Origin of the sequence: Nocardioides conyzicola, from assembly GCF_039543825.1 — a bacterium.
GTDB lineage: Bacteria > Actinomycetota > Actinomycetes > Propionibacteriales > Nocardioidaceae > Nocardioides > Nocardioides conyzicola.
Genome location: NZ_BAABKM010000003.1, coordinates 212319 through 235556, shown reverse-complemented (window position 1 = coordinate 235556; position 23238 = coordinate 212319). Strand labels below are relative to the sequence as shown.

The following is a 23238-nucleotide window of genomic DNA, read 5'->3' as shown; positions in this document are numbered from 1 at the left end:
AGTCGGGTAAGTTCGCCGCCATGTCCGACCTGCTCCGTTCCCCGCTTCACGACCGTCACGAGGCGCTGGGCGCGAAGTTCTCGGCCTTCGGCGGCTGGTCGATGCCGCTCGAGTACCCCTTCGGCGTGGTCAAGGAGCACACGGCCGTCCGCGAGGCCGTCGGCGTCTTCGACGTCAGCCACCTCGGCAAGGCGACCGTGACGGGCCCCGGCGCGGTCGACTTCGTCAACAGCACCCTCACCAACGACCTGCGCCGGATCGGGCCGGGCCAGGCGCAGTACACGCTGTGCTGCGACGACGCGACCGGCGGCGTGGTCGACGACCTGATCGCCTACGTGTACGGCGAGGACCGGGTGCTGCTGGTCCCCAACGCGGCCAACACCGCGGAGGTCGTACGCCGGCTCGCTGCGGCGGCTCCCGACGGCATCACGGTCACCGACGAGCACCGCGACCACGCGGTGCTCGCCGTCCAGGGCACGAAGTCGGACGAGGTGCTCGCGGCGGTCGGCTTCCCCGTCGGCCACGACTACATGTCCTTCGCGGTGGCGCCCTTCGAGGGCGCCGAGGTCGTGGTCTGCCGCACCGGCTACACCGGCGAGCGCGGCTACGAGCTGATCGCCCCCAACGACGTCGCCGTCGCGCTGTGGGACGCGATCATGGCCGCCGGCGCGGCGTACGGCATCCTCCCGTGCGGCCTGGGCGCCCGCGACACGCTGCGCACCGAGATGGGCTACCCGCTGCACGGCCAGGACATCTCCCTCGACGTGACGCCCAACGAGGCACGGCTCGGCTGGGCGGTCGGCTGGAAGAAGGACGCGTTCTGGGGACGCGAGGTGCTGAGCGCCGAGCGCGAGGCCGGCCCCCGGCGGGTGCTCCGCGGCATCGTCGCCACCGGCCGCGGCATCCCGCGCCCGCACATGTCCGTGAGCCTGACCGCCGACATCCCGGTCGGCGAGGTCACCTCCGGCACCTTCTCCCCGACGCTGCGCAAGGGCGTGGGGCTCGCGCTGGTGTCGGCCGTCGTGGCCGCCGACGCCGAGGTGGGCGTCGACATCCGGGGCCGGCGCGAGATCTTCCAGCTCTCGAAGCCGCCCTTCCTCGACCCGTCCGTGCGAGAGGATTGACCCGTGAACCTGCCCGACCAGCCGCCGACCTTCCGCCCGCCGACGCTCGCCGAGCGCCCCTGGTGGTGGCGGCTGGAGAACAGTGCCGGGGTCGAGGTCGCCGTCGCCGGCGAGCTCGGCGAGCAGCGCTTCGCCAGCCAGGCCGACGCCGAGTCCTGGGTCGGTGAGATCTGGTCGGACCTGGCCGCGGAGGGGGTCGACGCGGTGGTGCTCTTCGACGGCGACCGCCGGATCTACGGGCCGATGTCGCTGCACGCCTGAGCAGGATGCGGCCATGCCCGGGAACGATGCGGACTTCGCGGCGTACCTCGCGGCACGCTGGCCGTTCCTCGTGCGCACCCTGGTGCTGCTCGGCTGCGGGCGGCAGGAGGCGGCAGAGGTAGCGCAGGCCGGTCTGTCGCGGTGCTACCGCGACTGGGAGCGGGTACGCCGGTCCGACGACGTCGACGCCTACGTCTACGCGACGGTGCTCGGCTGCCTGCACAAGAGGCGCCGGCGGTCGGGGAAGCCGGCCGTCGAGCCGCCCCCGGTCGAGGTCGAGACGGAGTCCGTCCTCCTGCGACGGGCGCTGGAGGTCGAGCTCGGTGCGCTGGACGCCGACGAGCTGCAGGCGGTCGTGCTGCGCTTCGTCGCCGACCTCAGCGAGGCCCAGGTGGCGGACGTGCTCGACGTACCGCTGGAGTCCGTCCAGGCCCGGGTCACCCACGGCCTCGGGCGAATGGACCTCAACACCCTGTGGGACACCTACCGATGACCCACGAGCGAGCGGTCGAGATCTTCCGCCGCGCGAGCGAGTCGATCGAGGTGTCCGCGGCCCCGGTCGACGGGGTCGTCGCGGACGCCCGGGCGCAGCGTCGGCGGCGCCTGCGCCTGGTCGTCGTCGGCGTGGCGTCCGCTGCGGTCGTGGTCGGCGGGCTGACCTGGTGGGCACAGCGGGAGTCGCCCGCGCCGCCCCCGAAGGACCTGGCACCGGTGGCCGTCACGCGCGCGCCCAACCCCGTGAAGGTGGCGTGGTACGCCAACGGCTCCCTGCACCTCCAGAAGGTCGCCGTCGCGGTGCCACCCCTGACCGACCTCGCCGAGCTCAACGGGGGCGTGGTGTACGGCGACCACGAGGGCACGGTCGCCTTCGTCGCCGCGGACGGCGAGCGCCGGCGGCTCGGGCGCAAGGTGGTGGACAGCCCCCTGCTGGCGTCCCGGGAGGAGGGCTGGGCGGCCTGGGTCGACCCGGGCGACGGCGACGGGGACGCACCGACGCTGGACGTGTACGACGTGAACGCGGGCGAGCTGCTCGACTCGCGGGACCTCCCGTCGACCGACGTACGCCTGGTCGCGATCGACCAGCGGCAGGTCTTCTACGAGGAGGCGGACGGGACCTTCTCGTGGGTGCCGGGAGACGGCCCTCCGGTGCGGCTCGAGCGCGACGGGCTGCTCGACGTCGAGTCCCGCAACCGCGTCTACCAGCTCGACGGGTCGATCGAGATGGAGCAGGGGTTCTTCAACGTCTCGTTCGTCCGGCCCGGCACCGGGGCGCAGATCTCTCCGGGCGGCGTCCTGGTCCTCACCCGGAAGCCCGACCCCGAGGTCGCGGAGGGCCAGCCGTTCCGGCCGCTGTTGTACGACGCACGCTCCGGGGACCGCAAGCGCGCCGGCCTCAGCATCGACGAGCGTGCCGTCGACGCGACGTTCGGCGAGGGCAACACCGCGGTCTACCTGGTCGCGCAGGTCGCCGACCTGGTCGGCGGGTCGGACATCGACGGCAACGTCGACCCGCTGCTGGTGCTGCGGACCTGCGACCTGACCGGCGGCAGGTGCACCGACGTCGCGCCGGTGCAGTCCGGGACGGACCGCCCGATCCTGGCGCACTAGTTTTGGCGCATGGACTTCCGCCAGGTCGACGTCTTCTCCAGCGAGCCGCTGCGTGGCAACCCGGTCGCGGTCGTGCACGGTGCGGACGCGCTCACCGACGACCAGATGGCGGCCTTCGCCCGCTGGACCAACCTGTCCGAGACCACCTTCCTGCTCGAGCCCACCGACCCGGCCGCCGACTACCGGCTGCGGATCTGGACGCCGGGAGGCGAGCTGCCCTTCGCCGGGCACCCGACCCTCGGCAGCGCGCACGCCTGGCTCGAGGCCGGGGGAGTGCCAGCCGGGACCGACCTCGTGCAGGAGTGCGGGGCGGGCCTGGTGACGATCCGCCGCGGGGACACGCTCGCGTTCGCCGCACCGCCGCTGACGCGGTCGGGACCGGTCGACGCCGCCGACGTCGTCCGCATCTGCGCGGCGCTGCGGCTCCCGGAGGCGGCGGTCGTCGAGACGACCTGGATCGACAACGGCCCGGGCTGGGTCGGCGTGCTCCTGGCCGACGCCGCGGCGGTGCTCGCGCTGGAGCCGGACTGGGCGGCGTTCGGCGACCTCAAGATCGGGGTCGTCGGGCCGTACGCCGACGGCCCGCTCGCCGTGGAGGTGCGCGCGTTCTGCCCGGGCTACGGGATGCCGGAGGACCCGGTGACCGGCTCGCTCAACGCCGGGATCGGCCAGTGGCTCGCGGGCGGGCGCCTGCCCTCGTCGTACGTCGCCTCGCAGGGGACCGCGCTGCAGCGGGTCGGCCGGGTGCACGTCGAGCTCGTGGACGGCGACGTCTGGGTGGGCGGCGAGACGCGCACGACCGTTGCCGGAACCGTCGATCTCTGAGGACTACTCTCGGACCGTGCAGACCTACCTCGACCTCCTCCAGCGGATCCTCGACGAGGGCGTGGAGAAGAGCGACCGCACCGGCACCGGCACCCGCTCGGTCTTCGGTCACCAGATGCGCTTCGACCTGACCGCCGGCTTCCCGCTGGTGACCACGAAGAAGGTGCACACCCGCTCGGTCTTCGGCGAGCTGCTGTGGTTCCTGCGGGGCGACACCAACGTGAAGTGGCTGCAGGACCGCGGCATCTCGATCTGGGACGAGTGGGCCGACGACAACGGCGACCTCGGACCGGTCTACGGCTACCAGTGGCGCTCGTGGCCGACGCCCGACGGCCGGCACGTCGACCAGATCGCGCAGGTCGTCGACCAGATCCGGGCCAACCCCGACTCGCGCCGCCACATCGTCTCGGCCTGGAACGTCGCCGACATCCCCGACATGGCGCTGGCGCCGTGCCACACGATGTTCCAGTTCTACGTCGCTGACGGGCGGCTCAGCTGCCAGCTCTACCAGCGCTCGGCCGACGTCTTCCTCGGCGTGCCCTTCAACATCGCGTCGTACGCCCTGCTCACCCACATGGTCGCCCAGGTGACCGGGCTCGAGGTCGGCGACTTCGTGCACACCCTCGGCGACGCCCACCTCTACTCCAACCACCTCGAGCAGGCGCAGCTGCAGCTGACCCGCACCCCGCGGCCGCTGCCGCGGCTGGTGCTCGACACCTCCGTCACCGCGCTCGACGCCTTCGACCTCGAGCACATCAGCGTCGAGGGCTACGACCCCCACCCGGGGATCAAGGCGCCCATCGCCGTATGAGGATCGTCCTGGTCGCCGCCGTCGCCCGCAACGGCGTGATCGGCAACGGCCCCGACATCCCGTGGCGGATCCCCGGTGAGCAGCGCGCCTTCAAGGAGCTGACCATGGGGCACACCCTGCTGATGGGGCGCACGACGTACGACTCGATCGGCCGGCCCCTGCCCGGGCGCACCACGATCGTGCTCACCCGCGATCCGTCGTGGTCCGCCGACGGCGTGCTGGTCGCGCACGCGCTCGAGGACGCTCTCGCGCTGGGCGCGACGCTGCCTGGCGACCTGATGGTCGTCGGTGGGGCGCAGGTGTACGCCGCCGCGCTCCCCGTCGCCACCGACCAGGTGATCAGCGAGGTCCCGCTCGAGCCCGAGGGCGACGTCCGCTACCCGGCGTACGACCCCGCCGCGTGGCTGGAGACCTCCCGCGAGGTGTTCGAGGGCTACGAGCGGGTGCACCTGGTGCGCGCGGCCGATCGGCTGTAACGCCGGGTTACTGGCTCTGGCCGGGTGCTGCAACCTGGTGGGTAGAGCCAGTAACCCGGCGTTACATGCGCCGTGACAGGTTGACCCCATGGAGCTGCGCATCTTCACCGAACCCCAGCAGGGGGCCACGTACGACGACCTGGTGGCGGTCGCCCAGGAGGCCGAGAGGCTCGGGTTCGGGGCGTTCTTCCGCTCCGACCACTACCTCGCGATGGGCACCGACGGGCTGCCAGGGCCGAGCGACGCGTGGATCACGCTGGCCGGCCTCGCCCGCGACACCAGCACCATCCGACTCGGCACGATGATGACCAGTGCGACCTTCCGGCTGCCCGGCCCGCTGGCCATCAGCGTGGCCAACGTCGACCAGATGAGCGGCGGCCGGGTCGAGCTCGGCATCGGCGCGGGCTGGTTCGAGCAGGAGCACACCAAGTACGGCATCCCCTTCCCGGGCACGGGGGAGCGGTTCGACCGGTTCGAGGAGCAGCTCGCGATCATCACCGGCCTCTGGGCGACCGAGGGCGGCTTCTCGCACCAGGGCGAGCACTACACGGTCACCGACTCGCCCGGGCTCCCCAAGCCGACCCAGGCCAAGCCGCCCGTCCTCATCGGAGGCGTCGGCAAGAAGCGGACGCCGGCCCTCGCCGCGACGTACGCCGACGAGTTCAACCTGCCCTTCGTCGACGAGGCCACCACGAAGGCGCAGTTCCAGCGGGTCCGCGAGGCCTGCGAGGCGCAGGACCGCGACCCGGCCACGATGCGCTGGTCCAACGCCCTGGTGCTCTGCGTCGGCGCGGACGAGGCCGAGGTGGGGCGTCGCGCCGAGGCGATCGGACGCGACAAGGACGAGCTGCGCGACAACGGTCTCGCCGGCACGCCGCAGGAGGTCGTCGACAAGATCGGGCGGTACGCCGCGCTCGGCGCCGAGCGGCTCTACCTGCAGGTGCTGGACCTCGCCGACCTCGACCACCTGCGCCTCGTCGCCGCCGAGGTCATGCCGCACGTCTGAGCCGTTTGTCGGCGCCGGGGGCCGGGTAGTAGGCCGTCACGCCGGGCCGATCGACCCGGCGGTCTCGGCTGGAGGTTCCGATGCGACGTCTCGTTCTCGTGGTGGTCTCGACGCTGGCCCTGCTGGTCCCGACCGGCTCGGTCGTGGCCCAGACACCCGACAGGTCGGCGTCCCACGACTCCGCCCGGGCGGGCGGCCTGCACAAGGTGAAGCGCCACTACGTGACCAACTTCGTCTTCCGGTCCAAGAAGCTGAAGCGCTGCGTCTTCGTCGAGGCCGAGGGGAACATCGTCGGCCAGTGGCGCTACGCCTACGGTCCGGACTCCCCGGACAAGGACACCCTGGAGTGGAAGAACATCCGGTTGACCAACCCGTCGGTCAAGGCGACCGGGTGGCCGATCCGGGGCAAGGGCTGCGACAGCACCAAGCGGTGGAACATGAAGGCCGACCTGTCCCAGGGCTGGTTCCAGTCCGGGTGCGACCTCGACGTCTCGGTGTCGGTCGGCTTCCCGTGGAGCGTGAGCGCGACGCCGGAGTACAGCTGCGACAGCGGCCGGGTCGGTCACCGCACGTCCACCGAGGGTCCCAGCAAGAAGACGCTCGCCCAGTACAACTCCGGGGCGCCCATCCACTTCGAGGGCACCCTCGCCGGCGTGCGGACCGGCGGGATCGGCTTCCGCGGGGTCGTGTCGGTGCGGATGCACACCAAGCGGGCCTCCGACCTGGTGCGCAGGTCGGTCAACGTCACGCTCAACAAGTGACGCGCGACGTGGCGCGTCGACCGGCTGACCGGACCGCATCCCCGGGAGCGATAGCCTGTAGCACATGACGTCCGCGCCCGCCGCTCCGTTCGGCCACGTCCTCACGGCCATGGCCACCGCGTTCCACGCGGACGGCTCCGTCGACCTCGAGGGCACCGCCCGGATCGCGTCGTACCTCGTCGACAACGGCCACGACGGCGTCGTCGTCTCGGGCACGACGGGGGAGTCGCCGACCACCACCACCGAGGAGGACGGCGCGATCCTCACGGCCGTCAAGGACGCCGTCGGTGACCGGGCGACCGTGATCGCCGGCGTCGGCACCAACTCCACGGCGCACTCGATCGAGCTCGCCGAGCAGGCGGCCAAGATCGGCGCCGACGGGCTGCTGCTCGTCACGCCCTACTACAACAAGCCCGGCCCGGCCGGCGTCCTGCACCACTTCACCTCGGTCTGCCAGGCGACCGACGTCCCGGTGATGCTGTACGACGTCCCGGGGCGCACCGGCACCCAGATCGACCTCGCGACGTTCGAGGCGGCCAAGCGGCTCGAGACCGTCGTCGCGGTCAAGGACGCCGTCGGCGACTTCGCCCGCGGCGTGCGGCTGACCCAGCTCGGGTACGCCGTCTACTCCGGCGACGACATCAGCAACCTGGCCTGGCTCGCGCACGGCGCGGTCGGCTTCGTCTCGGTCGTCGGCCACGCCGCCGGCCCGCAGACCAAGGCGATGGCCGACGCCTTCTGGGCCGGCGACACCGCCGAGGCCCTCACCATCTTCACGCGACTGCTCCCCGCGATCGACGCCGTCATGGGCGTCCCCAACTACGGAGCCACCACCGCCAAGGCAGCACTTCAGCTGCTCGGCGTCCTCGACAACCGGAACGTGCGCGGGCCCCTGGTGCCGCTCACCGACGACGAGGTGGCCGCGCTGCGGACCGGCCTCGCCGCTTCCGGTCTCCTCTAGAACGGACCCCACTTGAGTCATCCGCACCCCGAGCTGTCCACCCCGGCCAAGCTGAAGAAGGGTGGCCTCCGGGTCACGCCCTTCGGCGGTCTCGGCGAGGTCGGCCGCAACATGACCCTCTTCGAGTACGACGGCCGCCTGCTGATCGTCGACTGCGGCGTGCTCTTCCCCGAGGACCACCAGCCCGGCATCGACCTGATCCTCCCGGACTGGTCCTCGATCAGCGACCGCCTCGCCGACGTCGAGGCGCTGGTGCTGACCCACGGTCACGAGGACCACATCGGCGCGACGCCGTACCTCCTCCGCGAGCGGCGCGACATCCCGCTCGTCGGCTCCAAGCTGACCCTCGCGCTGCTCGACAGCAAGCTGCGCGAGCACCGGCTCCGCGAGACCGTGCACCACGTCGTGAAGGAGGGTGACCGGCTCACCCTCGGCCCGTTCGACCTCGAGTTCGTCGCCGTCAACCACTCCATCCCCGACGCGCTCGCGGTCGCGATCCGCACCGGCGCCGGGATGGTGCTGCACACCGGCGACTTCAAGATGGACCAGCTGCCGCTCGACGGCCGGATCACCGACCTGCGGGCGTTCGCCCGGCTGGGCGAGGAGGGCGTCGACCTCTTCCTGACCGACTCCACCAACGCGGAGACGCCGGGCTTCACCCCGTCGGAGAAGAAGATCACCCCGGTCATCGACCAGGTCTTCCGCGAGTCCAGCCAGCGCATCATCGTCGCCTGCTTCGCCTCCCACGTGCACCGCGTCCAGCAGGTCCTCGACGCGGCGTACACCCACGAGCGGCAGGTCGCCTACGTCGGCCGCTCGATGGTCCGCAACATGGCGATCGCGCGCGACCTCGGCTACCTCAAGGTGCCGCCGGGCGTCCTGGTCGACACGAAGGACCTGGCCGACCTGCCGCCGGAGCGCCAGGTGCTGATCTCCACCGGCTCGCAGGGCGAGCCGATGAGCGCGCTGTCGCGGATCGCCCAGCGCAACCACAACTTCGTGCACATCGAGGAGGGCGACACCGTCCTGCTCGCCTCGAGCCTGATCCCGGGCAACGAGAACGCCGTCTACCGCGTCATCAACGGCCTGGCCCGCTGGGGCGCCCGCGTCGTGCACAAGGGCAACGCGATGGTGCACGTCTCCGGCCACGCCAGCGCCGGCGAGCTCCTCTACTGCTACAACATCGTCAAGCCGCGCAACGTGCTGCCGGTGCACGGCGAGATCCGGCACCTGCTGGCCAACGCCGAGCTGGCCAGGGCGACCGGCATCGAGAACGTCGTCATCGCCGAGGACGGCGTCGTCGTCGACCTGGTCGACGGCGTGGCCAAGATCGCCGGCAAGGTCGACTGCGGCTACGTCTTCGTGGACGGCTCCTCGGTCGGCGACATCACCGAGTCCGACCTCAAGGACCGCCGGATCCTCGGCGAGGAGGGCTTCATCTCGGTGATCGTGGTCGTCGACTCGGTCAGCGGCAAGGTCGCCGCCGGCCCGGAGATCCACGCCCGTGGCTTCGCGGAGGACGACTCGACCTTCGATGCGATCAAGCAGCCGATCGTCGACGCGCTCAACCAGGCGATCTCCGAGGGCAACACCGACGCCCACCAGCTCCAGCAGACCGTGCGCCGGGTCGTCGGTCGATGGGTCAGCAACACCCACCGCCGCCGGCCGATGATCATCCCCGTGGTGATCGAGGCCTGAGCGGAGACGGGGCGGCGTGTCGAGACACGGGGCGTCTTCGATCAACCTGACCCGGACCGGCTCCCGATTGCCTAGGCTTCGAGGCCCTTGCCTTCGACTCGAGTTCCCGGGAGCCCGTCGTGCTGCATCGAGCCCTGAGCGTCCTGCTCGTCGTACCGTTGGTCGCGGTGTCGTCCCACGCTCTCGCGTCCGCATCGGCTGACGCCTCGAGGCCGCGCTGCCACGGCCTGCTGGCGACGGTGGTGGGCACCCAGGGTGCCGACCGGCTGACAGGCACGGCCGGACGTGACGTCATCGTGGCCCGCGGCGGCGACGACCGCGTCGACGGGCGAGGTGGGGACGACGTCATCTGCGGTGGCGACGGCGCCGACACCCTGATCGGCGGTCCCGGGGGCGATCGGCTGTACGGCGGCCAGGACCTGCGAGAGCGGCACGGTCGTCGCCTCGTGGTGACGGGTGACCGGCTGGAGGGCGGCCCGGGCGACGACCTGCTCGATGCCGGCCCCGCGATCCGCGGCGCCGACCTGATCCGGCAGCTCGACCGCATCAGCTTCGAGCACAGTGCGCGCCCGGTCCACGTCGACCTGGCCGGCGGCACCGCCACCGGCGAGGGGCACGACACGATCGTGCGGGAGCGACGGCTGGAGGTCGACGGCACGCCGTACGACGACGTGCTGCTCGGCTCGCGCCTGCCCGAGACGCTCGACGGCGGTCGGGGCGACGACACGGTCGACGGCCGCGGTGGGAGCGACGCGGTGCTCGGCTACCACGGTGACGACGTCCTCGATGGCGGAGACGGCAGGGACCTGGTCATCGGGACCGCCGGCTGGGAGACACTCCGCGGCGGTGCCGGCTTCGACATGATCATCGCCGGGAGCCCGCACCCGACGACGGTGCTCGGCGGGCCGAGCTTCGACCTGATCGACCGCTCGGTCTGGGGCGGACCCGTCGGCACCATCGACGGCGGTCCTGGAAGCGCCCAGCTCGAGCTCGAGCCCCAGGTCTTCGACGACGAGGACAACGGAGCGGTCGGGGTCCTGGACCGGGGCGCCGGGACCGCGCGCCTCACCTGGGGGAGCCGGGAACGCGTCGTCGAGTTCGCCGGGATCCGTGCCTTCACCCTGTGGGGCGGTCAGCGCTGGACCTTCCTCGGGACCGACGCCGACGACTTCGTCCAGGTGCTCGAGGCTCCGCTGAGCGCTCAGACCCTCGGCGGTGACGACACGATCCTGGGTGGCGACCGCAACGACACCCTCGACGCCGGCGACGGGACCGACTCGGTGTGGGGCGGAGGCGGCCACAACGAGTGCCTCCATGCGGAGAAGGGGGACTGCGACGGCTACCCGTGGGACCGGGAGCCGCGGCTGTCCGCGCGCACCTCGCACCGCGCGGTCCTGGCGTGGGTCACCGCAGCCGATCGTTGACCGATCCGGCTTCCCGGGGTGTCGAGACGAGCCTGGCGGCCCTCCTCGATCACCGGTGACCGAGCAGCGGGTCGCTGACGCGGCTCCGACACGCACTCCTGTGGTCCGTGTGACTGGTGTGGCTCCTGCGTAGGGTGGGGACTATGGCGACCCGTACGTCTTCCCCGCCGGGTTCGCGGAGCAAGAGCACGTCCTCCACCCGGACCACGAGCACGACCCGTAGTCCGGCCAAGGCAGCCTCGAGCACCCGAACCCGGAGTACCAGCCCGAAGCGCAAGCCTGCTCCCAAGAAGGGGGCCGCGAGCAAGCGCAAGCCTGCCCAGCGACGTCCGGCGCCGCGCGCCGTCCGCAGCGGGCCAGGACCGGTCGCCCGCCTCTTCACGATGATCTTCCGCGGCATCGCGGCGGTCTGGCTCGCGGTTGCGCACGGCATCGGCGCCGTCGCGCGCAGCATCGGGCACACCGCTCGCGACCTCGAGCCCGAGCACCGGCGCGACGGGCTCGGCCTCTTCATGTTCGGCGCGGCCGTCATCGTGGCCGCCGCCGTGTGGTGGCAGCTGCCCGGCTCGGTGATGGACGCGGCCCGCACCGTGGTCCAGGGCTCCGTCGGCAAGGTCGGCTTCCTGGTCCCGCTCGCGCTGCTCTTCGTCGGGTGGCGGACCATGCGCGACCCCGAGCACACCGGCCCGGCCGGCCGCCAGGTCGTCGGCTGGACCTCCCTCGCCTTCGGCATCCTCGGCATCGTCCAGATCGCCGAGGGCAACCCGCAGCCCGACCTCGGGGACACCAGCGACCTCCAGGACGCCGGCGGCGCCATCGGGTACGTCGTGGCCAGCCTGCTGCTCGACCTGCTGCGCTCGCCGTACGTCGTCGTGCCGTTGCTCGCGCTGCTCGCGTTCTTCGGCGTCCTGATCATCACCGCGACGCCGCTCTACCAGGTGCCGGTCCGCCTCGCCGAGGCGCGCGACCGCCTGCTCGGCCACGAGCCGCACGACGCGGAGGACCCGGACGCCACGCAGGCGATCCCGGCCGTCCGCAGCCGCCGCAAGAAGGCCGACGACGACGTCGACCCCGAGATGGGCGACCCGGCGTACGACAGCCCGGTGCTCACCGACCGCGAGCTGCGCAAGCGGAAGAAGCGGCTGGAGACCACCGACGACGGCCTGGACATCTTCGCCCCCGACGTGGTGGCGCCGGTCGTGCCGGACGTCGAGGAGCCGAAGGCCGACCTCGAGCCGCCGCCGCACACGCCGCTGCCGCCCCGGGTCGAGCAGCTCGCCCTGTCCGGCGACATCGTCTACTCCCTGCCGGCCAACGAGGTCCTCAAGCCGGGCTCGGTCCACAAGGCCCGGTCCAAGGCCAGCGACGCCGTCGTCGAGCGGCTCACCCAGGTGATGGACGAGTTCGCGATCGACGCCCAGGTCACGGGCTACACCCGTGGCCCGACCGTCACCCGCTACGAGGTCGAGGTCGGCCCCGCGGTGAAGGTCGAGAAGGTCACCGCCCTCTCCAAGAACATCGCGTACGCCGTGGCCTCGGCCGACGTGCGGATCCTCAGCCCGATCCCCGGCAAGTCGGCGATCGGCATCGAGATCCCCAACACCGACAAGGAGGTCGTCTCGCTCGGCGACGTCCTGCGGTCCACCACGGCGCGCACCGACCACCACCCGATGGTGGTCGGGCTCGGCAAGGACGTCGAGGGCGGCTTCGTCGTCGCCAACCTCGCCAAGATGCCGCACCTGCTGGTCGCCGGCGCCACCGGCTCCGGCAAGTCGAGCTTCATCAACTCGATGATCACCTCCATCCTGATGCGGGCCACGCCCGACGAGATCCGGATGATCATGGTCGACCCCAAGCGGGTCGAGCTGAACGCCTACGAAGGCGTCCCGCACCTGATCACCCCGATCATCACCAACCCCAAGAAGGCCGCCGAGGCGCTGGCGTGGGTCGTCCGCGAGATGGACATGCGGTACGACGACCTGGCCAACTTCGGCTTCCGGCACATCGACGACTTCAACAAGGCCGTCCGTGCGGGCAAGGTCCAGGTGCCGCCCGGCAGCGAGCGCGTGCTCACGCCGTACCCCTACCTGCTGGTGATCGTCGACGAGCTCGCGGACCTGATGATGGTCGCCCCGCGCGACGTCGAGGACGCGATCGTGCGGATCACCCAGCTGGCCCGGGCCGCGGGCATCCACCTGGTGCTCGCGACCCAGCGACCGTCGGTCGACGTCGTCACCGGTCTGATCAAGGCCAACGTGCCGTCCCGGCTGGCGTTCGCGACCTCGTCGGTGACCGACAGCCGCGTCATCCTCGACCAGCCCGGCGCCGAGAAGCTGGTCGGCCAGGGTGACGGCCTCTTCCTGCCGATGGGCTCCTCGAAGGCCGTGCGTGTGCAGGGCTCCTGGGTCACCGAGGCCGAGATCGCGCAGGTCGTCAAGCACTGCAAGGGCCAGCTCGAGCCGACGTACCGCGAGGACGTCACCGCTCCCGCGGCCAGCAAGCGGGAGATCGACGACGACATCGGCGACGACATGGACCTGGTGATCCAGGCGATCGAGCTCGTCGTGTCGACGCAGTTCGGCTCCACGTCGATGCTGCAGCGCAAGCTCCGGGTCGGCTTCGCGAAGGCGGGCCGGCTGATGGACATCATGGAGAGCCGGGGCGTGGTCGGGCCGAGCGAAGGCTCGAAGGCCCGCGACGTCCTGGTCAAGCCCGACGAGATCGACGCCGTGATCGCGACCCTTCAGGGGGAGATGTGAGCAGCATGAGCGCAGACGTCCACACCGACAACGACTCCGAGCAGGTCGTCGCTCCGGAGCCGATCGAGGTCCGCCGCAACGGCGCGCTCTCGGGCGGCATCGGCGTGGTCGCGGCGGTCGTCGCGCTCGCCTACCTCACCCGCGCGTTCGGCGACGGCTCCTGGCTCGACTGGGTGCTGGCGCTCGCGATGGGCGCGGTCAGCGCGGCGTACCTCAGTGCCTTCGCCGACGCGCGTACGCCCCTGCTGGTGGCCGACGAGCAGGGCATCCGGATCCGCAAGGGTCGGCGCTGGCACGGGTTCCCGTGGGCGGCGGTCGAGGAGGTCGCGCACCTGCCGCGGCGCGGGCTCCTGCACGACGGCCGGCTGACGGTGCTCGCCCGGGAGGCGGACGCCGAGATGTCGGTCCCGCTGTCCCTCTCGACCTGGGTCGCCGGTGCCGACGACCTCACCGTCGCGCTGGCGGACCTCTCGGGCGACCCGGACGTCGTGGTCGAGCTCGTCGACGACGTGGACGACGACGTGGACGACGACGTGGACGGGACCGAGGAGGAGTGGGCCGACGACACGACCGGCAGTTGGGTCGACGACGCGCCGTACGACCAGACGGCCGACGAGTGGGTCGACGAGCCGCACCCCGTGCTGTCCGACCCGCGGCCCACGCTGGCCCGGGGCCTGGACTTCCTGGCCGACCGGCTGCGCCTCGGCCGTCCGGGCGACGACGCGGTCGGCGACGAGCGGCCCGAGCCCACGGTGGCGCTGCCGCTCGTCGCGAGCGCGACGCCGCTCCCGCTGCGCGACCCGGTGGGTGGCGCGCGCGTCGAGGCCCGGTTCGAGGGCGCGGCCGCGCTCCAGCTCGACGCGGCCGACGCCGACGACACCGGCGTGATCGACCTGCCCGAGCTGGCCGAGCTGCGCCGCGGTGACGTCGACCCGATCCTCGTCGAGCCGGCGCCGATGGACCTCCAGGTCGTCGAGCCCGCTGCCGACCCCGTGGTCGGACCCGAGCTCGCCTCCGCCCGTCTCCGCCTCCACCTGACCGTCGACCAGCTCGCGGACCGCACCCGGATCCGCCCCCACGTCATCGAGTCGATCGAGGTCGACGACTTCGTGCCGTGCGGCGGCGACTTCTACGCCCGCGGCCACCTGCGCACCCTCGCCCGGGTGCTCGGTGTCGACGCGGCGCCGCTGCTCGAGGCGTACGACGAGCGCTACGCCGACGCCCCCATCGACGCCCGTCGGGTCTTCGAGGCCGAGCTCGCCACCGGGGCCGAGGGCCCCATCCGCAGCATGCGCGGCGGCCCGAACTGGTCGGTGCTGATCGCCGCCGTGATGGCACTGGTGCTGATCTGGTCGATCGCGCGGCTGATCATGGACAGCCCGGTCGAGCTCACCAACAAGCCGGTCCTCAACGGCTCCCCGTCGTCGCAGACCAAGCTCGGCCCGGCCGTGCCGGTCCTGCTCGACGCGTCCTCCGGCGGCACCCACGTCGTCGTCACCGATGGCGCCGGTGAGGTGGTCTTCAACGGCGACCTGGCCTTCGGTCAGAAGCGCACGGTGAAGGCCGCACCGCCCGTGCAGGTGCAGTCGTCCGACGGCGCCCTGCAGGTCACGGTCGACGGCAAGGGGCGCGGCCCGCTGGGTGCCGAGGGCCAGCCGGCCCAGAGCACCTACGCGGCGGCGAAGTAGCGATCACCTCTTTCGGGTGAGCTTCGTGCTCGCGGGGTTCGGCGACGTCGTCGAACCCTAGGGTTGGCCGCACTCTGCGACGGGGTGTCCGTCGCTCTCGACGGAGGGTGCTCGGTGAGCTCGACGCTGGTGGATCGACGACGGGTGCCGGTGGAGCACCGCTGGCTGGGTCTGGACAAGCGGTCGGTCCCGTACGCCGCGGTCGCGTTCGCGGTGATCGCGTTGTGGGCGTGGGTGCTCCCGTGGGTCGACGACCAGGTGGCCTGGGACGACACGACCCGCACCGGGCAGGCGTTCCAGGTCACCACCGAGGTGAGCATGACGGTCCCACCGGGCTGGGGCGTCGTCTCAGGCCTGAGGACCACCGACGAGCCGCGCGGGGGTGACCAGGCGCGAGAGGTCGAGCAGACGGTGCTGGTCAAGGACGGTGTCGTGTTCTCGGTCCAGCAGGGCCCGTTCGGCGAGAGCCCGGTCCGGTTGTTGGACCAGGTCGAGCGGATCACCGGTGCGGGAGACTCGGGGTACTACGTCTCGGGCGAGACCCGCGACATCACCACGGCCGGCGGGCTGCGCGGGGTCGCCTCCGACTTCACGACGGCCGACGGCGCCGGGACGGTGACCGCCTTCGTCGTCGGCGGACAGGGCATCGAGATCCAGGTCGCCGGCCCGGAGGCACAGGTGACCGCCCTGCAGCCGGAGACCGACGCCATGATCGACTCGCTCGCCCGGGACGGCGGCGACTCCTGATGAGCACGACGACGAGCACCCCCGAGGTCCAGGACCTTCTCGCTCGCCGCGAGGCGGCGATCGAGGAGTCGGGTTGGGGCGCCCGGTTCCACCTCTTCCAGCCCCGCAACCTGTGCCTGTGGGTGTACCTGCTGCTGGTGGTCCTCGGTGCCCGCGAGCTGTACCAGATCGCCGCACCGACGACGGGGGTGTTCGCCAAGGCCGACATCGCCGGCGTCGCGGCGGCCAGCACCTTCTGCCTGCTGCTCCTCTTGTTCCTCCACCACGTGGACCGCTACGAGCGCACCCCCGCCCTGCTGGCCGCGACCGCCTTCATCGGTGGTGGCATCGGTGCCACCTGGGCCATGGCCCTGCCCGGCAACGCCGCCCTGATGAACATCTACACCAAGACCTTCGGACAGGTGTGGGCCGCGGACTGGAAGGCCGGGCTCACCGCACCGTTCGTGGAGGAGAGCGCCAAGGGGGCGGTGTTCCTGCTCATGCTGGGCCTGGCGCCGTTCGTGATCCGCACCGTCTACGACGGCCTCATCGTCGGCGCCTACGTCGGGCTCGGCTTCCAGGTGCTCGAGGACATGCTCTACGGACAGAACAGCGCCTACTCGAACTTCGGCGTCGACCAGGTCGGCGCGGTGCTGCAGACCTTCTTCATCCGTTCCCTGTCCGGCATCGCGTCGCACGCGATGTACACCGCGATCTTCTCCGCCGGCATCATCTATCTCATCGGCACCCGAGCCCAGCCCCGCCGCGTCGGACGCGGCCTGCTGCTGATGGCCTCGGCCATGGTCGTCCACGGCCTCTGGGACTCGATGCTCGCCATCTCCAACGACAACGGGACCGTCGTCAGCCTCCTGATGCTCGTCATCACGGTGGTCAGCTTCGTCGTCCTGCTCACGGCACTGCGGTGGGGCGCGCACCGTGAGCGCGGCTGGCTGCACGACGTCCTCGCCCCGGAGGTCGCCAACGGCACCCTCACCGAGCTCGAGATGGCAGCCCTGGCGGGCGAACGCGCCCGGCGGCGCAAGGACCGCAAGGCGGCGCTCCGGGGACGACCCGACGGCGTGAGCAAGCGGCGCGAGAAGCACGTCCTCGCCGCCAGCCTCGACCTCGCCCACGACCTGAGCGAGAGCAACGGCGAGGACACCCCGGCCGTGCAGCACTCGCGCGCGGAGATCCGACGACTCCGGAGCCGCTGAGCTAGGAGAGCCGGTAGCGCCGCTCCGGACGGCCGCTGCCGCCGTACTGCAATCGCACCGTGGCCTGGTCACGCGCCACGAAGTGCTCGAGGTAGCGCCGCGCGCTGACCCGGGAGATCCCGACCTCCTCGGCGCACTCGGTCGCCGAGACCTCGCGACCGTCCGCGAGGGCCGCCAGGACGGCCTGGGCGGTCTCGACGCTGAGCCCCTTCGGCAGCACCTCGCGGCCGCGGCCCAGCGGTGCGAAGAACACGTCGATGTCGTCCTGGCCGGCCCGGTCGACTCCGGTGAGCGCCAGGTGCGTACGGCGGAACGCGTCCAGCCGGGCAGCGAGGTCGTCGTACTCGAAGGGCTTGACCAGGTAGTGCGCGGCGCCCGCGGCAGCGGCGGCGCGCACGGTGTCGGCCTCGCGGGCGGCGGTCACCACGAGCACGCCGACGTCGTTGCCGGCGCCGCGGAGCCGGCGGAGCACCTCGATCCCGCTGATGTCGGGCAGGTGGACGTCGAGCAGCACGAGGTCGGGTCCGAGCCGGTCGATCTCGGCGAGCGCGGTCGCGCCGGTCGCCGCGGTGCCGACGACGCGGTAGCCGGGCGCGCGCTCGACGAAGCGCGTGTGGATCGACGCGACCATGAAGTCGTCGTCGACGACCAGGACCGTCAGCTCTGCTGGCTCAGCGGGGGTGTCGTCGGGCATCCGGGTCCTCGATCGTCACGGGCAGCCGCGCGGTGAAGACCGCGCCGCCGTCATTGTGCACGGACACCGAGCCGCCCCGTCGCTCGCAGACGACCTGCACGAGCGCGAGGCCGACACCGCGTCCGCTGGCGTCGCTGGGCTTGGTGCTGAAGCCGCGGTCGAAGATCTCGCCGATCCGGTCCGCCGGGATGCCGGGTCCGCTGTCGGCGACCTGGACGACGGTGACCTCCCCGTCCACGGTGAGGCGTACGTCGACCCGCGCGGACTCGGCGCCGGCCACCGCGTCCACGGCGTTGTCGACCAGGTTGCCGAGGACGGTGCCCACGTCCGCGGACAGGTCCGCGTCGAGCCGGGGGAGCCGGCTGTCGTCGCTGAGCGCGAGCTCGACCCGGCGCTCGGCGGCGAGGCTGGTCTTGGCGACGAGCAAGGCCCCGACCGACGGGTCCTCGACCCGGTGGAGCACGAAGTCGCTGATCTGCGCGCGCCGGCGGGTCAGGGTGCCGATCAGGCGCCCGGCCTCGTCGTACTCCTCGAGCTCGAGCAGGCCGGAGATCGTGTGCAGCTGGTTGGCGAACTCGTGGGTCTGGGCACGCAGCGTCTCGGTGACGCTCTCGCGGGCGCTGAGCTGGCTCTGCATCGCCAGCAGCTCGGTGCGGTCGCGCAGGGTCGTGACCGTGCCGGCGGGCCGGCCCTCCTGGACCACCTGGTTGCGGTTCAGGACGAGCACCCTGCCGGCGACGACGGCGACGGCGTCGCGGACGTCGTCGCTGCCGAGGAGGAGCTCGAGCACCCGCAGCGGGACGTCGAGCTCGGCGAGCAGCCGGCCCTGGCTGCCCGGCGGCAGCTCGAGGAGCTCGCGCGCGCTCTCGCTCAGCACCGTGACGGTGCCGGCCTCGTTGACGGCGATGACGCCCTCGCGCAGGGAGGTCAGCAGCGCCTCACGCTGGTCGGCCAGGTCGGCGATCTCCGCGGGCTCGAGTCCCCGGGTGCGCCGCTTGATGAGCCGGGCGAGGAGCCACGCCCCGGCCAGCCCGAGGGCGAGGCCGACGCCGAGGAAGACCGCGAGGTCGGGGAGCGTCTGGCGCAGCCGCTCGGTGAGCGAGGGGTACTGCTCGGTGACGACCGCGATGCCCACCTGCTCCGGTGGCACCGGCGGGACCGCCGACGCGTCGCCGGGACTGTAGACCGGCACCTCGGCCGCGATCGCCCGGTCGCCCAGGTCCGTGACGTCGCCCGCCCAGGCGCGGCCCCGCCCGGCGTCACCGGGTCCGAGGTCGACCCGCCCGCCCGAGCGCGTGGGATCGGTCGTGACGACGATGCGTCCGGTGGTGTCGGTCAGGTAGACCGCCGACGCCCCGACGTCGTCCTGCCGTTGCTGGGCGTAGAAGGCCAGGGCGAGCGGCTGGGTGCGCTCGGCCAGCCCCTGCTGCACCGCCGGCGTGCTCGCCAGGTTCTCGGCCGCGGCGCGCAGCCGCGCACCCCGCGCGTCGCGGAAGTCGGCGTCGCTCTGCCGGAAGGACACCACGCTGGTCACGGCGACGACGAGCAGCAGCAGGACGACCTGGAGCGCCAGGAACTGCCCGGCCAGGGTCCGCGGTCGCGGTGCCCGCGCGAGTGACCACAAGTTCCGCAACCTCCTTTGCTTCCCGAAGGGTGACGGCCGCCACAGCCCGGGTAGAGCGTAGGTGCCGTTCGACCCACCGAGAGGAGCCTGCCATGGCCGCCCGACCACGCACGCGACGCCGATTCGGTCGCAGGGCGCTCGCCGTCCTGACGGCCGTGGTCGTCGCCGCGGCGACGTCCTCCTGCGGGGTGACCCGGGGCGACGACACCCGCGACCTGGCCATGTGGATCCCCAACAGTCCCGGCGGCGGCTACGACCAGACCGGCCGCGCGGCCGTCTCGGTGATGGAGCAGGACGACACCACCGGCGGCACCTTCGAGGTCACCAACATCCTCGGCGCCGGCGGCTCCGTCGCGATGTCCCGGCTGATGGGCGCCGCGGGCGACGAGCACACGATGATGACGGTCGGGCTCGGCGTGGTCGGCTCGCTCTACTCGTTCGGCCAGGACTACAAGATCAACGACGCGACCCCGCTGGCCCAGCTGATCGAGGACCAGGAGGGGGTGCTCGTCCCGGCCGACTCGGAGTTCAAGACCGTCGACGACTTCGTCGAGGCCTGGAAGGCGGACCCGAGCTCGGTCGTCGTGGGCGGCGGCTCGTCGCCGGGAGGCCCGGACCACCTCTTCCCGATGCAGCTGGCGGAGGCGGTCGGGATCGACCCGAAGGACGTCACCTACGTGCCGTACGACGGCGGCGGCCCGCTCACCAGCGCGCTGCTGGGCGAGAAGATCGACGTCGGCTTCTCCGGGCTCGGCGAGTTCGAGGGGCAGATCGAGTCCGGTGACCTCCGGGCGCTGGCCGTGTCCGGTGCCGAGCGGCTCGAGGGGGACACGGTGAAGGACATCCCGACCCTCCAGGAGTCGGACATCGACCTGGTGTTCACCAACTGGCGCGGCGTCCTCGCGCCTCCCGACATCTCCGACGAGCGGCGCGACGAGCTCATCGCCTACCTGCAGGAGATGCACGACAGCCCGGAGTGGCAGGCGGCGCTCGAGAAGAACGGCTGGATCGACGCCTTCCGCACCGGCGACGAGTTCGACGAGTTCCTGGTGGAGCAGGACGAGCGGGTCGCCTCGACCCTGAAGGAGCTGGATCTCATCTGATGACCACGACAACGCACCGTGAGGCACCCGAGCAGGCCCCCGACCGCGACCTCGCCCAGCTGGGGCTGGCCGCCGTGGCCGTCCTGGTCGGCGCCTACACCGTCTACGACGCCACCACGCTGACCGTCGGCTTCGCCGACCCGGTCGGACCGCGGATCTTCCCCTACGTCATCGGCGCCGGCCTGGTGCTGCTGGGCGTGCTCCTCGCCGTCGCCGCCCTCCGCGGCGACCGGCCGCAGGCCGAGGAGGGCGAGGACGTCGACCTCACCGCACCGGCCGACTGGCTGACCGTCGCCCGCCTCGTCGGCGTCATCGGGGTCACGATCCTGACCGTCGACCTCCTCGGCTGGGCGATCAGCGGCGCCCTGCTCTTCATCGGCTCGACGTGGACCCTGGGCAGCCGGACGCTCGTGCGCGACGTCATCGTCGGCATCGTCCTCGCGGTCGCGAGCTGGTACGCCTTCTACTCCGGCCTCGGCATCCCGCTGAGCCCGGGCGTCCTGGACGGGGTGCTCTGAGCCATGGACAGCTTCGGACTCCTGCTGGGCGGCCTCGAGGCCGCCGCCACGCCCGAGAACCTCATGTACGCCGCGATCGGCGTCCTGCTCGGCACCTTCGTCGGCGTGCTCCCGGGCATCGGCCCCGCGATGGCGGTGGCGCTCCTGCTGCCCGTCACCTTCGGCCTCGAGCCGACCTCCGCCTTCATCATGTTCGCCGGCATCTACTACGGCGGCATGTACGGCGGGTCCACGACCTCGATCCTCCTCAACACGCCCGGCGAGTCCGCCTCGGTGATGACCGCGATCGAGGGCAACCAGATGGCCAAGAAGGGGCGGGCGGCCCAGGCCCTCGCCACGGCTGCCATCGGGTCGTTCGTGGCCGGCACCATCGGCACCCTGCTCGTGGTGTTCTTCACCCCGCCGCTGGCCGAGGTGGCGGTCAAGATCGGCGCCCCGTCGTACTTCGCGATCATGCTGCTGGCGCTCGTGATGACCACCAGCGTCCTGGGGTCGTCCCGGCTGCGCGGGTTCCTCTCCCTCTTCCTGGGCCTGACGATCGGGCTGGTCGGCCTCGACCTCAACACCGGCCAGCCGCGGCTGAGCCTCGGCACCACCCAGCTCGCGGACCGGATCGACATCGTCGTGGTCGCCGTCGGCATCTTCGCCCTCGGCGAGGCGCTGTGGGTGGCGGCGCACCTGCGTCGTCAGCCGGTCCGGGTCACCCCCGTCGGGCGACCGTGGATGGGCCGCAGCGACTGGTCGCGGTCCTGGAAGCCGTGGCTGCGGGGGACCGCCTTCGGCTTCCCGTTCGGGGCGATCCCCGCCGGTGGCGCCGAGATCCCCACCTTCCTCTCCTACGTGACCGAGCGCCGGCTGGCGCGCGACCCCGAGGAGTTCGGCCACGGCGCGATCGAGGGCGTCGCCGGACCGGAGGCAGCCAACAACGCCTCCGCCGCCGGCATGTTCGTGCCGATGCTGGCCCTCGGTGTCCCGGTCACCGCGACCGCGTCGGTGATGCTCGCGGCGCTGACGGGCTACGGCATCACGCCGGGGCCCCAGCTGCTGAGCGACGAGTCCGACCTGGTGTGGACGCTGCTCGCCAGCCTCCTCATCGGCAACACGCTGCTGCTGGTGCTCAACCTGCCGCTCGCACCCCTGTGGGCAAAGCTGCTCCGCATCCCGAGGCCGCAGCTGTACGCCGGCATCCTGTTCTTCGCCTGCCTGGGTGCGTACGCCACCAACCAGGACCCGTTCGACGTGTTCCTGCTGCTGCTCTTCGGCCTCCTCGGCCTGGCGATGCGCCGCTTCGGGCTGCCGGTGCTGCCCCTGATCCTCGGGGTGATCCTCGGTCCGCTGATGGAGACCAAGCTCCGCGAGGCGCTCACCATCTCCGACGGTGACCTGTCCGGGCTCTTCGACGAGCCGCTGGCCGTCGCGGTCTACGTGCTGATCGCCCTGATCCTGGTCGCGCCGCTGGTCCTCCGCCGGATCCGGCCGCACCCCGACACCCCGGCGGCCGAGGTCGCCCGGGCCCGAGCCGAGCAGGACGACGAGAGGGTCGAGCGATGAACCACGCCGAGCGCCACATCGTGGTCGCCTGGTCGCCGGACGACTACGGGCGCGCCGCTCTCGCGCACGCGGTGGCCGAGGCCCGGATGCGCGGGCACGGGATCGTGGTGGTCAACGCCTCGCGCGGGGACGCCCTGGTCGACGACCGGTTCGCCAGCGACGACGAGCTCCGCGAGGTGCGAGCGGGCCTCGAGGAGGCCGGCCTGCCGTACGACGTGCGGCAGTCGGTCGGCGCGGACGTCGGTGACCAGGTGCTGGCCGTCGCGGACGAGGTCGGCGCGGAGCTGATCGTGCTGGGTCTGCGCCGCCGGACGCCCGTCGGCAAGCTGATCATGGGCAGCGCCGCGCAGCGGATCCTGCTCGGCGCGCACTGCCCCGTGCTCGCGGTGAAGCCCGCCTGAGCGGT

22 protein-coding genes are annotated in these 23238 nt (G+C 72.1%); 20 read left to right on the top strand and 2 right to left on the bottom strand.

Annotated elements, in window-relative coordinates:
* The first annotated feature begins 20 nt into the window (after positions 1-20).
* The 16 genes from gcvT to ABEA34_RS18880 all read left to right on the top strand — a co-directional run bounded on the left by gcvT (position 21) and on the right by ABEA34_RS18880 (position 17342).
* The gene (gene gcvT / locus ABEA34_RS18955) at positions 21-1124 is read left to right on the top strand and encodes a glycine cleavage system aminomethyltransferase GcvT (RefSeq protein WP_345523059.1); all 1104 of its coding nucleotides are present in this window, start codon (positions 21-23) and stop codon (positions 1122-1124) included.
* A 3-nt stretch (positions 1125-1127) separates the two neighbouring features.
* The gene (locus tag ABEA34_RS18950; RefSeq protein ID WP_345523058.1) at positions 1128-1385 is read left to right on the top strand and encodes a hypothetical protein; all 258 of its coding nucleotides are present in this window, start codon (positions 1128-1130) and stop codon (positions 1383-1385) included.
* A gap of 13 nt (positions 1386-1398) precedes the next feature.
* Positions 1399-1878 carry a sigma factor-like helix-turn-helix DNA-binding protein gene (locus ABEA34_RS18945; protein WP_345523057.1) on the top strand — a complete coding sequence of 160 codons (480 nt, stop codon included), beginning with the start codon at positions 1399-1401 and terminating at the stop codon, positions 1876-1878.
* Positions 1875-2993 (top strand): hypothetical protein, encoded by a 1119-nt coding sequence (locus ABEA34_RS18940; protein ID WP_345523056.1) that lies wholly within the window; start codon positions 1875-1877, stop codon positions 2991-2993. The genes ABEA34_RS18945 and ABEA34_RS18940 overlap by 4 nt, the downstream gene beginning before the upstream one ends.
* A gap of 9 nt (positions 2994-3002) precedes the next feature.
* Positions 3003-3818, top strand: a complete 816-nt coding sequence (locus ABEA34_RS18935) for a PhzF family phenazine biosynthesis protein (RefSeq protein WP_345523055.1) — start codon at positions 3003-3005, stop codon at positions 3816-3818.
* A 16-nt stretch (positions 3819-3834) separates the two neighbouring features.
* Positions 3835-4629: a thymidylate synthase gene (locus tag ABEA34_RS18930; RefSeq protein ID WP_345523054.1), complete on the top strand. Its 795-nt coding sequence runs from the start codon at positions 3835-3837 to the stop codon at positions 4627-4629.
* The gene (locus ABEA34_RS18925; RefSeq protein WP_345523053.1) at positions 4626-5105 is read left to right on the top strand and encodes a dihydrofolate reductase; all 480 of its coding nucleotides are present in this window, start codon (positions 4626-4628) and stop codon (positions 5103-5105) included. Before ABEA34_RS18930 ends, ABEA34_RS18925 begins: the two co-directional genes overlap by 4 nt.
* 88 nt (positions 5106-5193) lie before the next feature.
* Positions 5194-6111, top strand: coding sequence for an LLM class F420-dependent oxidoreductase (locus tag ABEA34_RS18920; protein WP_345523051.1), 918 nt, complete (start codon positions 5194-5196; stop codon positions 6109-6111).
* A gap of 80 nt (positions 6112-6191) precedes the next feature.
* Positions 6192-6872 (top strand): hypothetical protein, encoded by a 681-nt coding sequence (locus ABEA34_RS18915; RefSeq protein WP_345523050.1) that lies wholly within the window; start codon positions 6192-6194, stop codon positions 6870-6872.
* Between the two features lie 64 nt (positions 6873-6936).
* Positions 6937-7833, top strand: a complete 897-nt coding sequence (gene dapA / locus ABEA34_RS18910) for a 4-hydroxy-tetrahydrodipicolinate synthase (RefSeq protein ID WP_345523049.1) — start codon at positions 6937-6939, stop codon at positions 7831-7833.
* 12 nt (positions 7834-7845) lie between these two features.
* Entirely contained in the window at positions 7846-9531 is a 1686-nt protein-coding gene (locus tag ABEA34_RS18905; RefSeq protein ID WP_345523048.1) for a ribonuclease J, read from the top strand.
* A gap of 119 nt (positions 9532-9650) precedes the next feature.
* The gene (locus ABEA34_RS18900; RefSeq protein WP_345523047.1) at positions 9651-10955 is read left to right on the top strand and encodes a calcium-binding protein; all 1305 of its coding nucleotides are present in this window, start codon (positions 9651-9653) and stop codon (positions 10953-10955) included.
* A 143-nt stretch (positions 10956-11098) separates the two neighbouring features.
* Complete coding sequence (locus ABEA34_RS18895) at positions 11099-13714, top strand: FtsK/SpoIIIE family DNA translocase (protein WP_345523046.1); 2616 nt, start codon at positions 11099-11101, stop codon at positions 13712-13714.
* 5 nt (positions 13715-13719) lie between these two features.
* Positions 13720-15402, top strand: a complete 1683-nt coding sequence (locus ABEA34_RS18890) for a helix-turn-helix domain-containing protein (RefSeq protein ID WP_345523045.1) — start codon at positions 13720-13722, stop codon at positions 15400-15402.
* 114 nt (positions 15403-15516) lie between these two features.
* Positions 15517-16149 (top strand): hypothetical protein, encoded by a 633-nt coding sequence (locus ABEA34_RS18885; protein WP_345523044.1) that lies wholly within the window; start codon positions 15517-15519, stop codon positions 16147-16149.
* The gene (locus ABEA34_RS18880; RefSeq protein WP_345523043.1) at positions 16149-17342 is read left to right on the top strand and encodes a PrsW family intramembrane metalloprotease; all 1194 of its coding nucleotides are present in this window, start codon (positions 16149-16151) and stop codon (positions 17340-17342) included. The genes ABEA34_RS18885 and ABEA34_RS18880 overlap by 1 nt, the downstream gene beginning before the upstream one ends.
* Position 17343: 1 nt before the next feature.
* Here ABEA34_RS18880 and ABEA34_RS18875 read toward each other — a convergent pair whose 3' ends face one another.
* Positions 17344-18036 (bottom strand): response regulator, encoded by a 693-nt coding sequence (locus ABEA34_RS18875; RefSeq protein WP_345523042.1) that lies wholly within the window; start codon positions 18034-18036, stop codon positions 17344-17346.
* The gene (locus ABEA34_RS18870) at positions 18014-19660 is read right to left on the bottom strand and encodes a sensor histidine kinase (RefSeq protein WP_345523041.1); all 1647 of its coding nucleotides are present in this window, start codon (positions 19658-19660) and stop codon (positions 18014-18016) included. Before ABEA34_RS18870 ends, ABEA34_RS18875 begins: the two co-directional genes overlap by 23 nt.
* Before the next feature lie 92 nt (positions 19661-19752).
* On the opposite strand from ABEA34_RS18870, the gene ABEA34_RS18865 reads away from it, so the two are divergent.
* From ABEA34_RS18865 to ABEA34_RS18850, 4 genes are read left to right on the top strand one after another with little or no spacing between them, the layout of a single operon-like run.
* Complete coding sequence (locus tag ABEA34_RS18865; protein ID WP_345523040.1) at positions 19753-20763, top strand: Bug family tripartite tricarboxylate transporter substrate binding protein; 1011 nt, start codon at positions 19753-19755, stop codon at positions 20761-20763.
* Entirely contained in the window at positions 20763-21281 is a 519-nt protein-coding gene (locus ABEA34_RS18860) for a tripartite tricarboxylate transporter TctB family protein (RefSeq protein WP_345523039.1), read from the top strand. The genes ABEA34_RS18865 and ABEA34_RS18860 overlap by 1 nt, the downstream gene beginning before the upstream one ends.
* 3 nt (positions 21282-21284) lie before the next feature.
* The gene (locus ABEA34_RS18855; RefSeq protein WP_345523037.1) at positions 21285-22832 is read left to right on the top strand and encodes a tripartite tricarboxylate transporter permease; all 1548 of its coding nucleotides are present in this window, start codon (positions 21285-21287) and stop codon (positions 22830-22832) included.
* Complete coding sequence (locus ABEA34_RS18850) at positions 22829-23233, top strand: universal stress protein (protein ID WP_345523035.1); 405 nt, start codon at positions 22829-22831, stop codon at positions 23231-23233. Before ABEA34_RS18855 ends, ABEA34_RS18850 begins: the two co-directional genes overlap by 4 nt.
* Positions 23234-23238: the final 5 nt, after the last annotated feature.

Coding starts and splice junctions, on each gene's coding strand:
- gcvT (WP_345523059.1), top strand. CDS start 21: ATGTCCGACCTGCTCCGTTCCCCGCTTCACGACCGTCACGAGGCGCTG.
- ABEA34_RS18945 (WP_345523057.1), top strand. CDS start 1,399: ATGCCCGGGAACGATGCGGACTTCGCGGCGTACCTCGCGGCACGCTGG.
- ABEA34_RS18940 (WP_345523056.1), top strand. CDS start 1,875: ATGACCCACGAGCGAGCGGTCGAGATCTTCCGCCGCGCGAGCGAGTCG.
- ABEA34_RS18935 (WP_345523055.1), top strand. CDS start 3,003: ATGGACTTCCGCCAGGTCGACGTCTTCTCCAGCGAGCCGCTGCGTGGC.
- ABEA34_RS18925 (WP_345523053.1), top strand. CDS start 4,626: ATGAGGATCGTCCTGGTCGCCGCCGTCGCCCGCAACGGCGTGATCGGC.
- ABEA34_RS18920 (WP_345523051.1), top strand. CDS start 5,194: ATGGAGCTGCGCATCTTCACCGAACCCCAGCAGGGGGCCACGTACGAC.
- ABEA34_RS18915 (WP_345523050.1), top strand. CDS start 6,192: ATGCGACGTCTCGTTCTCGTGGTGGTCTCGACGCTGGCCCTGCTGGTC.
- dapA (WP_345523049.1), top strand. CDS start 6,937: ATGACGTCCGCGCCCGCCGCTCCGTTCGGCCACGTCCTCACGGCCATG.
- ABEA34_RS18895 (WP_345523046.1), top strand. CDS start 11,099: ATGGCGACCCGTACGTCTTCCCCGCCGGGTTCGCGGAGCAAGAGCACG.
- ABEA34_RS18890 (WP_345523045.1), top strand. CDS start 13,720: ATGAGCGCAGACGTCCACACCGACAACGACTCCGAGCAGGTCGTCGCT.
- ABEA34_RS18880 (WP_345523043.1), top strand. CDS start 16,149: ATGAGCACGACGACGAGCACCCCCGAGGTCCAGGACCTTCTCGCTCGC.
- ABEA34_RS18875 (WP_345523042.1), bottom strand. CDS start 18,036: ATGCCCGACGACACCCCCGCTGAGCCAGCAGAGCTGACGGTCCTGGTC.
- ABEA34_RS18865 (WP_345523040.1), top strand. CDS start 19,753: ATGGCCGCCCGACCACGCACGCGACGCCGATTCGGTCGCAGGGCGCTC.
- ABEA34_RS18860 (WP_345523039.1), top strand. CDS start 20,763: ATGACCACGACAACGCACCGTGAGGCACCCGAGCAGGCCCCCGACCGC.
- ABEA34_RS18855 (WP_345523037.1), top strand. CDS start 21,285: ATGGACAGCTTCGGACTCCTGCTGGGCGGCCTCGAGGCCGCCGCCACG.
- ABEA34_RS18850 (WP_345523035.1), top strand. CDS start 22,829: ATGAACCACGCCGAGCGCCACATCGTGGTCGCCTGGTCGCCGGACGAC.